7 protein-coding genes are annotated in these 13018 nt (G+C 57.7%); 2 read left to right on the top strand and 5 right to left on the bottom strand.

Annotation, left to right across the window (positions count from 1 at the left end):
* Positions 1-126 precede the first annotated feature (126 nt).
* The 5 genes from whiA to uvrA form a co-directional block, all read right to left on the bottom strand.
* Positions 127-1068: a DNA-binding protein WhiA gene (whiA, locus tag ACSYSS_RS03205; RefSeq protein ID WP_491704038.1), complete on the bottom strand. Its 942-nt coding sequence runs from the start codon at positions 1066-1068 to the stop codon at positions 127-129.
* A 276-nt stretch (positions 1069-1344) separates the two neighbouring features.
* Positions 1345-2250: an RNase adapter RapZ gene (gene rapZ, locus ACSYSS_RS03200; RefSeq protein WP_491704198.1), complete on the bottom strand. Its 906-nt coding sequence runs from the start codon at positions 2248-2250 to the stop codon at positions 1345-1347.
* Positions 2251-2321: 71 nt separating this feature from the next.
* Positions 2322-3350 carry a shikimate dehydrogenase family protein gene (locus tag ACSYSS_RS03195; RefSeq protein WP_491704037.1) on the bottom strand — a complete coding sequence of 343 codons (1029 nt, stop codon included), beginning with the start codon at positions 3348-3350 and terminating at the stop codon, positions 2322-2324.
* A gap of 59 nt (positions 3351-3409) precedes the next feature.
* The gene (gene uvrC / locus ACSYSS_RS03190; protein ID WP_491704036.1) at positions 3410-5809 is read right to left on the bottom strand and encodes an excinuclease ABC subunit UvrC; all 2400 of its coding nucleotides are present in this window, start codon (positions 5807-5809) and stop codon (positions 3410-3412) included.
* 125 nt (positions 5810-5934) lie between these two features.
* Complete coding sequence (gene uvrA, locus ACSYSS_RS03185; protein WP_491704197.1) at positions 5935-8925, bottom strand: excinuclease ABC subunit UvrA; 2991 nt, start codon at positions 8923-8925, stop codon at positions 5935-5937.
* 240 nt (positions 8926-9165) lie between these two features.
* Between uvrA and ACSYSS_RS03180 the strand changes: the two genes are divergently transcribed.
* Together ACSYSS_RS03180 and ACSYSS_RS03175 are read left to right on the top strand one after the other, a co-directional pair.
* A complete protein-coding gene (locus tag ACSYSS_RS03180) occupies positions 9166-10767 on the top strand; it encodes an ABC-F family ATP-binding cassette domain-containing protein (RefSeq protein ID WP_491704035.1) in 1602 nt (533 codons plus the stop codon).
* 323 nt (positions 10768-11090) lie between these two features.
* A complete protein-coding gene (locus ACSYSS_RS03175) occupies positions 11091-12944 on the top strand; it encodes a bifunctional ADP-dependent NAD(P)H-hydrate dehydratase/NAD(P)H-hydrate epimerase (RefSeq protein WP_491704034.1) in 1854 nt (617 codons plus the stop codon).
* Positions 12945-13018: the final 74 nt, after the last annotated feature.

Here is a 13018-nt window from a genome sequence, read left to right as displayed (position 1 = left end):
ACATTCAGCTACTTAGTCATCGCATTGGAAACCATCAACCGACTTAGGGTACGGCATATGCACAACCACACACAGAAACCCCTGGCATCAGCAGAACCAATGCACAGGGGTCTCAAGCGCCAGTAACTATCTGAGCCTTGACTTCTCCACCTTCATCGAGAGCTGGAGCAAACGTCTTATACGGCCGGCAATGGCATCCTTCGTAATCGGCGGATTGGCCAAACGGCCCAGTTCCTCCAGACTGGCATCGTCATGGTCCAAACGAAGTTGACCCGCCGCCCTAAGATTCTCAGGAATATCGTCACCAAGAACCTCGAAGGCGTGATTGACCTTCTGCGTGGCCTCTGCAGCCGCCTTAGCACTTCGACGCATATTGGCATCATCAAAGTTTGCAAGCCTATTGGCCTTGCCCCGAGCCTCGCCCTCAGAACGTTTGCCAGTCCATTCGCGCGCGGATTTCGGAGCTCCCATGAGGTTGAGCATGCGCTCAATGGAATCCGAATCCCGCAACGTCACACGCTCGGAACTACGCACCTTACGAGTCTGAGCGGTGATGCCGAGACGCCTCGCGGTTCCCTGCAACGCCTTCGCGGCTTCATGCGTCGGGCACACAATCTCCAGATAGCTGGCACGCCCCGGGTCCGAGATGGTTCCGCGCGCCAGAAAAGCCCCACGCCAAGCCGCTTTGATCTGAGCGATATTACCGCTGATCACTTCAGCGGGCAGACCATTGACAATATGCATGCGCCTATCAAGCAGTCCGGTTTGCAGGGCCAGAGCGGTGGCACCTCGTTCCACCACAAGGTCATAGCGTTGTACACGTCCCTTGGGCGTCTGACGGAAAACCCGGCTGACCTTGACCTCACGACCGAAGTAACGGACAATGACATTGCGCAGCCATTCCACAGCCTCCAGTGAATCGAATTGCGCGTGGATAATGGCCTTGTTGTTGACTGGTCGTAAACCGCCACCAAAGCGTATCATGGCCGCCACCTGTGCAATTTTCGCCGTTGCCATATCCGAATCAATCGACGCCAACTCCGTTTTGACATCAGTGAGAAGAGCCACAGTCCAACCTCCTTCTTCTCATTAAAGCATCAATAATCCGGCTAGTCGACGAGTGAAATCCCATACCGGAACGACTTTCTGTGATACCGAAGGACTTGGACAAAATTACGCTATCAAACATCATCATGCTCGGCATATACGAGTTTTGACACAGCCTCGGCTCACCTTCAACCACTCTACTGGTTAAGCAATATATATCCAATCATCTTCCCTACATCGTCATTCAAACTTGTCTATGTGCGCACATAATGTCCGTGGAACGAACCCCACATGGACCTAACGCGCGTGCCTCTGCATCTCTCTGGCTGAAACAGACACCGTAAGCCCACGCTTACGCAGACGCCTGGCGAGTTCCTCGCTCATCGCCACCGAGCGATGCTGACCACCTGTGCAGCCTATGGCAATGGTCACAAAATGCTTGTCCTCTTGGGCATACCCTTGGATCGCAATGCATACCGCCTTCTCAAAGGCATTCAGGAAGTCTGTCGCCCCCGGGCTGGAAAGCACATATTTGCTCACCGGTGCATCCATGCCGTTGAGTTCCTTCAGGCTCGGGACCCAATAGGGGTTTGGCAGAAAGCGAACATCCGCCACGAAATCAGCATCCAATGGCATGCCATATTTGAAACCAAAACTGAAAATGTGTACAGCCACCGTCTTGGGGCCCGATCCGAGCATGGCATCATAGAGCTTCGTGGAAAGCTGGTGGATGCTCAAGTCGGATGTGTCGATGACCGTATCGGCCCTGCGTTTGAGATCTACAAGAAGCTCACGCTCCTCCTTGATGCCGTCGATAAGCCTATTGCCGTGCTGCAGGGGGTGAGGCCGCCGAACGGATTCATACCGTTTGACAAGCACCTCGTTGCTGGCGTCCAGAAACAATATGCGCGTCTTGACCGCAAGATCGTCCAAATGACTCAGCACCGCAGCGAGATCATCGAAATAACTCCTCGAACGTACATCGATGACGGCTGCAAGTCGATGCACCTTGGATCCCGAGGATGTCATCATGTCCACAAGCGGCACAAGTAACTTGGGTGGTAGATTGTCGATCACATACCAACCCATGTCCTCCACACAGTCGGCCGCACGGGAACGGCCCGCGCCGCTCATGCCGGTGATGAGCAGAACTTCGAATTCGCCCACACCTGTCCCATTGTCGGCACCAGCATTGGGGGCAATGCCGCCATCAACGCCGTTGATTGACCTGCCATCCAGCTGTGTAACGGGTTGCCTGTCCTTATCGTTTCTGCTCATATCTTCTCCCGAAGAGCTTGTCTCATCGTTTGTTCAAGTGACGAGTCGCCATCGGTGTCGGCCAAATCGGCACCTTCGCCGTGAACATACCGCTCCGTCATGAGCCGTACTTGCGCAATGGCTTGGTACAGCAGCATCTCCTCACCCCCTATGCCCAACCTCCCCGAACTCGTCCAGGCACGCAACAGAGCACTGGGATGGGGGGCATAGACCACATCAAGCAGCGTGGAGGCTTCAAGGCCATAGGGGCATTCGCCGGCAGCAGCAACAGCCCCGGCAACATCATCAGCCACATAGGCGGGCAGGGTGCTCACGACAATATCGGCATGGAGTATCTGCATGGCGGCGCCGTCCAGCGGAGCGAAAGACAGTGTGACATCATGACCGAGTTGCCCAAGCAACCGTTCAAATGCCTCATTGCGCTGACAATGCCGCGCACAAATGACGACACTACGTACACGCCCCTTGTGCGGAACAGTCATCCGAGTCAACGCCGCCAACGCGGAAAGTCCTGTGTTGCCGTTGCCAAGAATGACCGCACGGGCACCATCATAGGCCGCATCCACAGCCCCTATGCTTATATCGTTATCGTTCTGCAGATCCTCAGGCCAAGATGCATCGTTGTTTGGTGCAGCGCCGAACACATCGCGAGCTGACCACGCGTGATTGAATGCCTGTACAATGCCTTCCACGTCGGTGTTGTATAGACGAAAGGCAGGTTTCGAGGAAGCACTGTTCCAATCAATAATGGCGGTATTGGACACCCCAAGCATTTTGGACCAATCATCGCAAGGCATTCCATATGGCTGTATGCCACGTTTGAGGGGCATTGTGAGACTTAAGCCTGCCCAAGAGGAATCCAGGCCTCCCAAAAAGTCAGGAAGATCGTCTTGCGCAACTTCCTCACGTGAATATCGCCAATCATCGAGCCCCAACGCGGCGTATGCTGCATTGTGCAACACAGGGGAAAGCGAATGCGCAATGGGCTTGCCCAGTACGGCACAACGATGATTTACTGCTGCCATCCACGCTCCTTCAGTCTCTGCAAAACATCTTAGGTGAATCCATTGAGAAATTTGGCGGTTTAATCACCGCTCGCTCCATCAGGGTCACCACTCTTCGAACTGCCGGCGTTGTTGACATCGGTGTTGTGCAACGCAGCAAATATGGCCTCAGCCTTGGCCTGACCGACTCCCTTGACCTGCTGTAGCTGATCCACACTCGCCGCGCGCATGGCCTTGACGGAACCGAATTTGCTCAGCAGACGCTTCTGGTAGGCCTCACCTATACCAGGAATGGCATCAAGTTCGGAACGAAGGGCGCCCTTGCGTCGCGTCTGGCGGTGATAGGTGACGGCGAAACGATGGGACTCATCACGCACGCGTTGAAGCAGATACATGCCCTCGGACTGACGTTTCAGAATGATTGGGTAGTCGTCGTCCGGCACCCAGACCTCTTCAAGCCGCTTGGCCAGGCCGCACACCGCCACATCATGGACATCGCAGTCATCCAGCGCGCGCATGACGGCTTCCACCTGAGGCTTGCCGCCATCGACCACGATGAGGTTGGGTTTGTATGCGAAATGGCGCAGATTGGTGTCTTGCTGGACAATGGGCTCATGGCCTTCAGCCTGAGCCACCCCCGGCCCCTTATCGCCGGCCTGTGCATGCTTTACACGATTCTCATTGTCCATGCTCTCGCCGGTGTCTCCTGCGATGTTGCCGTGCCTGAACCTGCGTGTGATCGTTTCATATACCGCGCTCAAATCGTCGAGTGCGCCTTTGCCATTCTTGCCTCTGATGGCGAAGCGCCGATACTCCGATTTCTTGGCCAAGCCGTCCTCGAACACCACCATGGATGCCACCTGGAAGATGCCACCGATGGTGTTGGAAATATCGTAGCCTTCGATACGCAGCGGTGCCTGTGAGAGCCCCAATGCCTTTGCGACATCGTTCATGGCCTCTGTTCGCGAGCCAATATCGCGGATACGGCCCAACTTACTTCGCTTAAGCGCCAATTGAGCGTTCTCATTGGCGCGGTCCATCAGAGCTCGCTTCTCTCCACGACCCGGCACGCGAATGGTCACCGCCGCCCCCCGAAGCCCGGTGAGCCAGCCCTCCAGTTCCTCACGCCGGTCCGGTTCTATCGGCACCAACACCTCTCGCGGAACCGGGGAAATCGGATCGAGAAAATCGCTGCGACCCGTCTGCTCTCGACGTTCCCTGCGCGCTCGCGTAGCCTGGGCACGCGAAACAGCGTTCGTGGCAGTCATGCTCTGTGTATGGGCGATGGCATCACGACGCTCCTCGATGGCAACCAAGACCGTAGACTTGGCTGCGCCTTCATCTAGTGAACGATCTGAAGCATTCACATTCGAACGTTTCCCTTGGTTGTTGCCATCGTTCAGATCATCGTAGATATTCGTTTCAGAGCCGTATTTGTCCTCGATACGTCGAACCTGGTTCTGTTCGTCATTCGACTGCTTCATTACGTCGGAATAGGCCTGCACGATAAAGTCGCTCATCAACGCCGCATCGTCAATGTCTTCGACACGTTCCACGCTCCAGTTGCGTTCACCACGTATGGAACCGGCCCGCACGAAGAAGGAATGCACCGATGCCTCAAGCTCATCGGAAGCCAGGCCGAACACGTCGGCATCCACGTCGCTGTCGAACACCACGGCGTTCTGCTCGCCCACGGTTTTGAGCATGGAGATCTGGTCGCGCAATCGAGCGGCCTTTTCAAACTCCATATTGTCACTTGACTCCTTCATCTCCTGGGTGAGACCGGCTATGTAGGACTTCCCAATTCTGCCCGTCAGAACACCGACAAGCTGTTCTGCCATATGGCGATGCTCCTTGACACCGATTCTGTCGACACACGGCGCCGAACACTTGCCGATGGACGCCAACAGACATGGACGATTCGTCATCTGGGCACGATGAAACACGTTCTTCGTGCACGTACGCACCGGAAAATTCTTGAGCAGTTTATCAAGGCTCTTACGCAGCGGCCAGACCTGTGCATAGGGGCCGAAATACCTGGTGTCACGCCGTTTGCGGTTACGGGTCACCCACACGCGGGGAACTTGTTCACCAAGCGAGATGGCCAGATAAGGGTATGTCTTATCGTCTTTGAAGACCACGTTGAAGCGCGGGTCAAACTCCTTGATCCACGTATATTCGAGAGTGAGTGCCTCAAGCTCGGTGCCCACCACCGTCCACTCGAGACTGCGGGCGGTGAGCACCATGTTCTGAGTACGCGGATGGAGTTGGCTCAGTGGCTGGAAATATGACGTAAGCCGGCTTCGCAGATTCTTTGCCTTACCCACATAAATGACCCGACCCTCGCCGTCACGCCATTTATAGACGCCCGGATCCGTAGGGATGTCACTGGTAGGAGGCCGGAACAGGTCACGGGTATCCCCCAGCTTGTGCCCTGTTTTGCGCCAGCGCTCGGCATCCCCATGCCCATCTGTCATCATTCTCCCCCTTCCTGTTTGCTCCTGCATTCCCGCGGACATCTTTATTGGCGCCTTACCATCTCATGACACCCGCACAGTCATTCATGCGGTTTTGTGCTTCCAGCGAAGCCACGATAGCAATCGGCCTATTCCAACATTGGCCTGAGGAATTTGCCCGTCCAGCTTTCAGGGACCTTGGCCACGTGCTCCGGCGTGCCTTGGGCCACAATCGTGCCACCGCCTTCGCCACCCTCGGGCCCCAAGTCGATGATCCAGTCGGCGGATTTGACAACGTCGAGGTTGTGCTCGATGACAATGACGGTGTTGCCTTTGTCCACCAGACTTTGAAGCACTTGCAGCAGTTTGCGCACGTCTTCGAAGTGCAGACCGGTGGTCGGCTCGTCGAGGATGTAGACCGTCTTGCCGGTCGAACGACGCTGCAGCTCAGTGGCGAGCTTGACACGCTGGGATTCACCGCCGGAAAGTGTCGTGGCCGGCTGACCAAGACGAATGTAACCCAAGCCGACATCCACCAACGTATCCAGGTAGCGGGAGATGCCTGTATAGGCTTTGAAGAACTCCGCCGCCTTGGAAATTGGCATGTTCAGCACGTCGGCCACGGACTTGCCGTTGTATTTCACCTCGAGCGTCTCACGGTTGTACCGCTGGCCGTGGCACTCCTCACACTGCACATAGACGTCTGGCAGGAAGTTCATCTCAATCTTGATGGTGCCGTCACCATGGCACGCCTCACAACGCCCACCCTTGACGTTGAACGAGAAACGGCCTGGACCATAACCACGCACCTGGGCCTCCGGGGTCTTGGCGAACAGCTGACGAATCTTGTCCCACACACCGGTGTAGGTGGCAGGGTTGGAGCGCGGGGTACGGCCTATGGGATTCTGGTCGACATGGATCACCTTGTCACACTGGTCGACACCCTCGATGCGGGTGTGCTTTCCCGGCACGATGCGGGCACCGTTGAGCTTGTCTGCAAGCGAGGGATAGAGGATCTGGTTGATGAGGGTGGATTTGCCGGATCCAGAGACGCCGGTGATGCAGGTCATGACGCCCAAAGGAATCGAAACATCGATGTTCTTGAGGTTGTTCTCACGAGCACCAACAACCTTGAGCTGCTTGGTCTTGTAGATCCTGCGGCGCTTCTTCGGTGTCTCAATCTGTCTGCGACCGGCGATGTAGTCGCCGGTGATGGAACGCTTGGCACGGGTAATGCCGCCTGCGGGACCGGAGTAAATCACCTCGCCGCCCTGTTCGCCGGCACCTGGGCCTATGTCGACCAGCCAGTCCGCCCGCCTGATGGTGTCCTCGTCGTGCTCCACCACGATGAGCGTATTACCGAGGTCACGCAGGTGATGCAGGGTCTTGATGAGCCGCTCATTGTCTCGCTGGTGCAGACCGATGGATGGTTCGTCAAGCACGTACATGACGCCGACCAGACCAGAGCCAATCTGCGTGGCGAGCCTGATGCGCTGGGCCTCGCCGCCCGAGAGCGTCTTGGCGGCGCGTGAGAGCGTCAGATAGTTGAGGCCGACGTCATTGAGGAAGCCGAGACGGGCGCGAATCTCCTTCAAGACCTCGCCGGCGATCTTCAATGCGGAACCTTCCAGCTTCAAGCCATTGATCCATTCGAGGCTTTCGGAGGCAGCCATGTCGCACACGTCGGCGATGGACTTATCATTGACGGTCACCGCCAGCACCTCGGGACGCAGACGCTTGCCATGGCAGGCCTGACAGGGCACCTCGCGCATATAGGACTCATAGTAGAGCTTCATCTGGTCGGAATCGGTCTCGTCATGCCTGCGCATGAGCGTGCGCACCACGCCCTCGAAACCGGTGGTGTATTCACGCATACGGCCCCAACGGTTGCGGTACTTGACCTCAACCTTGAAGTCGTGGCCGTACATGACCGCCTGCTGAATCTTCTTGGGCAGCTTGCCCCAAGGAGTGTCGAGGCTGAAGTCCATCTCCTTGGCCAGACCTTCGAGCACATGATGGTAATACTCACCCGTCCCCTTGGTCATACCCCAAGGCTCGATGGCATTCTCGTTCAATGACTTGCTGGGATCCGGAATGACGAGCTCGGGGTCGATCTCAAGCTTATAGCCGATGCCGGTGCACTCTGGGCAGGCACCATAGGGGGCATTGAACGAGAACGTACGGGGCTCGATCTCATCGAGCTCGAGCTGATGACCGTTGGGGCAAGAACGTTTCTCACTGAACGGCTGACGACGGTTCGGGTCCTTTTCGTCCCTGTCCACATAATCGATGACCACAATGCCCTTGGCCAGCTTAAGTGCGGTCTCGATGGAGTCGGTAAGGCGCTGACGCATGCCATCCTTAATGACGAGGCGGTCGACCACCACTTCGATGGTGTGCTTCTTCTGCTTGGTGAGCTTGATTTCATCGGAAAGCTGCACCATCTTGCCGTCGATGAGCGCACGGGAATAGCCGTCGCCCCGCAGCAGGTCAAGCAGATCCTCAAACTCGCCCTTACGGCCTCGCGCCACTGGCGCCAGCACTTGGAATCGGGTGCCCGGTTCGTTCCTCATCAACGTATCGACCATCTGCTGCGGGGTCTGGGCACTCACCAACGCGCCGCACACTGGGCAATGAGGCACTCCCACACGGGCGAACAGCAGGCGCAGGTAGTCGTAGATCTCTGTGATGGTGCCCACAGTGGAGCGCGGATTGCGATTGGTGGTCTTCTGATCGATGGAGACCGCAGGACTCAAGCCTTCGATGAAGTCCACATCGGGCTTGTCCATCTGCCCCAGGAACTGCCGGGCATAAGCGGAAAGCGACTCCACATACCTACGCTGGCCCTCCGCGAACAACGTATCGAACGCAAGAGAGGACTTACCGGAACCCGACAACCCTGTGAACACGACCATGCGGCTGCGAGGTATGGAAATGTTCACGTTCTTGAGATTGTGCTCGCGAGCGCCCTGGATGGTAATCTTTAAATCGCTGGGGATGTTCGAAATGTCAGCTACAAGCGAACCATGTTGCTCACGCAGCGGAGCGGCATCGATGGCTTTGGAAAGAAAAGTGTCACTGTCCTCCAATTTTTGGGCCATCACACCGCCAACGTTCTGCAAGCCGACTGCGTTCCCCATAGTGTCTTTCGTCGGTTCTGCCATGTTCCCTGCCACTGCTGCCTCCGCATTGTCGTCTCGTAAACCAAGAATTATAGTATACGGTACGGTTCGAACATGTGTTCGATTTGGCACCCATGTCGCTATGATGACACAAGTATATTGAGTATCTCAAGGTTCATTCGGCGACCAGTGGGCAGCAATACTGGAAACACGACGAGCGCTAAGCGATAAAACAGGTTAGACAGCAAAGGCAGGGGCATGGCAATCGAGGGGCAGCAGCTGGAAATTCAGATCGGCGCGAGGACATTGCTCAATCCCACCGACTTCCACGTTTCCAAGGGCGACAAAATAGGTCTCGTCGGCCGCAACGGCGCAGGCAAGACCACGCTGACGAAAGTCATCACCGGCGAGACGTTGCCCGCAGGCGGCAAGGTGCGCGTCACTGGCAAGCTCGGCTACCTACCGCAGGACACCCACGCCGACGACCCGACGCAGAGCGCACTCGACCGCATGATGAGCGCACGCGACATCGCCGCCATCATCAAACGTATGCGTAAGGCCGAGAAGGACATGACCAGCGAGGACCCGAAGGTCATGGAGCGGGCAATGGACAAATACGACAAGGCCATGCAGGCCTTCGACAAAGCGGGCGGCTACGCGGCGCAGAGCGAGGCCATCACCATGGCGGCGAGCCTGGGGATGCCGCAGGACGTGATGCAGCAGCAGCTCGGCACCCTCTCCGGAGGTCAGCGGCGACGCATCGAGCTGGCGCGCATCCTGTTCTCGGACGCGGACACCCTGATCCTGGACGAGCCGACCAACCACTTGGACGCCGACTCCATCGAGTGGCTGCGCGGCTATCTGAAACGCTTCGAGGGCGGATTCCTTGTAATCTCCCACTCCACCGAACTGCTCGATGAAGTGGTGAACAAGGTCTGGCACCTGGACGCGCAGACAGCCCAAATCGATATGTATTCCCTTGGTTGGAAAGCCTACCTCAAGCAGCGTGTGGTGGACGAGGAGCGCCGCCGCCGCGAGCGCGAGGTGGCCGAGAAGAAGGCCGACCGGCTTATGAAGCAAGGTATCAGGCTGCATGCCAAGGCCACCAAGGCCGTCGCCGCGCAGAACATGATGCGACGTGCTGAACGCCTTCTGGCGAACACCAGTGAGGCCGAGGCCAAGGAGAAGGTGGCCGACATCCGCTTCCCCGAACCCGCCCCATGCGGCCGCACGCCAATCATGGCCAAGGAGATCTCCAAGGCATTCGGCTCCAACATCGTCTTCGCCGGCATCAACCTGGCGATCGACAAAGGCTCACGCGTGGTGATTTTGGGCTACAACGGCGCAGGAAAGACCACCACGCTGCGCATCCTCGCCGGCGAGGAGACTGCCGACACCGGCGAAGTGGTCTATGGGCACGGCTGCAAGATCGGGTACTTTGCTCAGGAACACGATACGTTGGAGCTTGACTCCACCGTGCTTGAGAACCTTCAGCACGTGGCGCCGGAACTTGACGACACCCACGCACGATCGATCCTCGGCAGCTTCCTTTTCTCCGGAGACGACGCCATGAAACCGGCGAAGGTGCTTTCCGGAGGTGAGAAGACCAGGCTCGCTCTGGCCACACTGGTGACAAGTCGAGCCAACGTGCTGCTGCTCGATGAGCCCACCAACAACCTGGACCCCGCCTCACGCGTCGAGATTTTGAAGGCCATCGCCAAATACGAGGGCGCCATTGTGCTCGTGACCCACGACGAGGGTGCGGTCCAGGCGCTGAACCCCGAGCGGGTGCTGCTTATGCCCGACGGTGACGAGGACATGTGGAACGACGACTACCTTGATTTGGTGGCCGAGGAATAATTCCAAGCCACCACGATTCGTGGCATTGACAAACAGTGCCGACAACTTGTGCCGAATAATGGCATGATTTGTCGGCACTGTGATTTCCCCCGACAAATCATGTCGTTTAACGGCACCTTTTGTCGGCATAATCTATTCTCCCGACAGATCATGCCACTTAACGGCATAATTTGTCGGAAACAGTATCGTATACCACGCATCGCGGCAAATAGCGCCATCGACATGTGCCTACTCGGGAATCTATGCTGATTCTCCGCCACAGCCTCAGACGGTTGAACTAGAATCAGACTTTGAAACATCATCGGCACCACAGGAGGCTTGGTATGGAACGAAATGCACAGGAACAGCTGAATGACCGCACTGATCTGAAACTGGCAGCATACAACGTCCAGACAGTGCGCGCCATGGAACGGCCGTTGCTGGAACGCGGCGTGCCACTGATGCGCATGGCGGCACGGGCCACAGCACAGGAGGCAGCAGAACTCTTGGAGCAACGTGGCATATCGGTCGCTGATGCAAACGTGGTGCTGCTCGCCGGTGCAGGAGACAACGGCGGTGACGGGCTCTTCGCCGCTGCCCATCTGGCGCGCGCAGGCGCCACCGTGACGGTAGTGGCCGTCGGCAAGACGCTGCACCCGGCAGGACTCATCGCGCTGACTCATGCCGGCGGCAAACTATTGGTGCTCAACGCCGACTCGCAGATTCCCGGCGCATCCAGTGGATTCGGGCCAGGCGAGGCGGGAGAACGCCTTGAGGCCGCACTCGATATCGCCCGCGAGGCCGACCTCGTGCTCGATGCCATGACAGGCATCGGCATCAAAGGCGCATTACGGGGCTTGGCGGCCACCATTGCAAGCGCCTTGGGACGCAGATACGACGCTTCGCATGGTGCACCCGACAATGACGCTGATGGCGCTCAACCCACATCGGATTCCACTCAACACGTCGCAACAGCGGAAAAAGCAGACAACGGTAACTCAACGGGCCACTCCCCCTTGGTCGTCGCCGTGGACACTCCCTCCGGCGTAGGCGTGGACGACGGCACATTGCCTGGCCCTTACATCCCGGCCGACGTGACGATGATGTTTGGCGCAATGAAGCCTTGCGCCATGCTGCCTCCAGCGGCATACATCTGCGGAAAAGTGGTGCTGGTGGACTTCGGTTTCGACACACAAAACCATGCACCAGTCGTACAATCCGTGCAAAACGTGGCCTCGCAAGCCATACGCAGGCCGAAAACCACGGATGGAAAATACAACCGCGGCGTGGTCGGGCTGATCACCGGTTCATCGCGGTACCCAGGTGCGGCGCTGCTGAGCAGCCGTGCAGCCGCACACGCCAACGTCGGCATGATTCGTTACATCGGGCCGGCGGATGTAGCCGGAAACGTTGTCAGCACCTTGCCGGAGGCGGTGATCGGCAAGGGCCATGTCCAAGCCTGGGTGGTGGGCTCCGGAATCCCCGATGCCAACCACGCCCAGCCCGACGATCCACAGCGAGCCGCGATCAAGGCATTGCTTGCCCACTACGACATGGCGAGTAGCGCAAATGATGCCAGCAACATGCCTCCTATCTGCGTGGATGCCGGAGCCCTTGACCTTCTGCCCGGACTCGTGCCGCCACAAGTGGTGCTGACCCCCCATGCCGGTGAACTGGCGCAGCTTTTGCAACGGCGTGGTGAAAGCATCTCGCGCAACGGCGTGGAAGCCGACCCCCAAAGCTGGGCCAGGAAGGCACACGAACTGACTGGAGCCACGGTGCTGCTTAAAGGAGCGGTGACCGTTGTGCAGGGGAATGATTGCAACGATGACGACAGAAAAACCGGGGTCCGCACGAATCTCATTTCAAGCAGCGGCCCAGCGTGGCTGGCCACAGCGGGGTCCGGGGACGTGCTGGCAGGTATTGTCGGGGCGCTGCTCGCCCAGCAGAACGAAGGCATGCTGCAGCACAACCCTGAGAAAGTCACCAAAGTCGCCGCCTGTGCGGCATATCTTCATGGGTTGGCAGGCCAGATAGCCTCTGGTACAGGCGCCTGCGGATGGCAGCCGCCGCAGATCTTCGAATCCGACGAACCCGGGAAGAACGATGATATGGGCCATCCCATTGTGGCCTCGGATATCATCGATGCCATACCGGCCGCCATCAACCAGCTGCTGTCAAGAGGGAAATCAGCATGAAAATCGTACTTGACTGCCTCACCGTGCTATACGCCGTCATCACGACTGTGGCTGCGCTGGGCATCGGAGTCCTC

The sequence above is a fragment of the Bifidobacterium sp. ESL1118 genome, from assembly GCF_058505595.1.
Note: the sequence above shows the minus strand (reverse complement) of the source record. Positions and strands in the feature narration are given on the sequence as shown.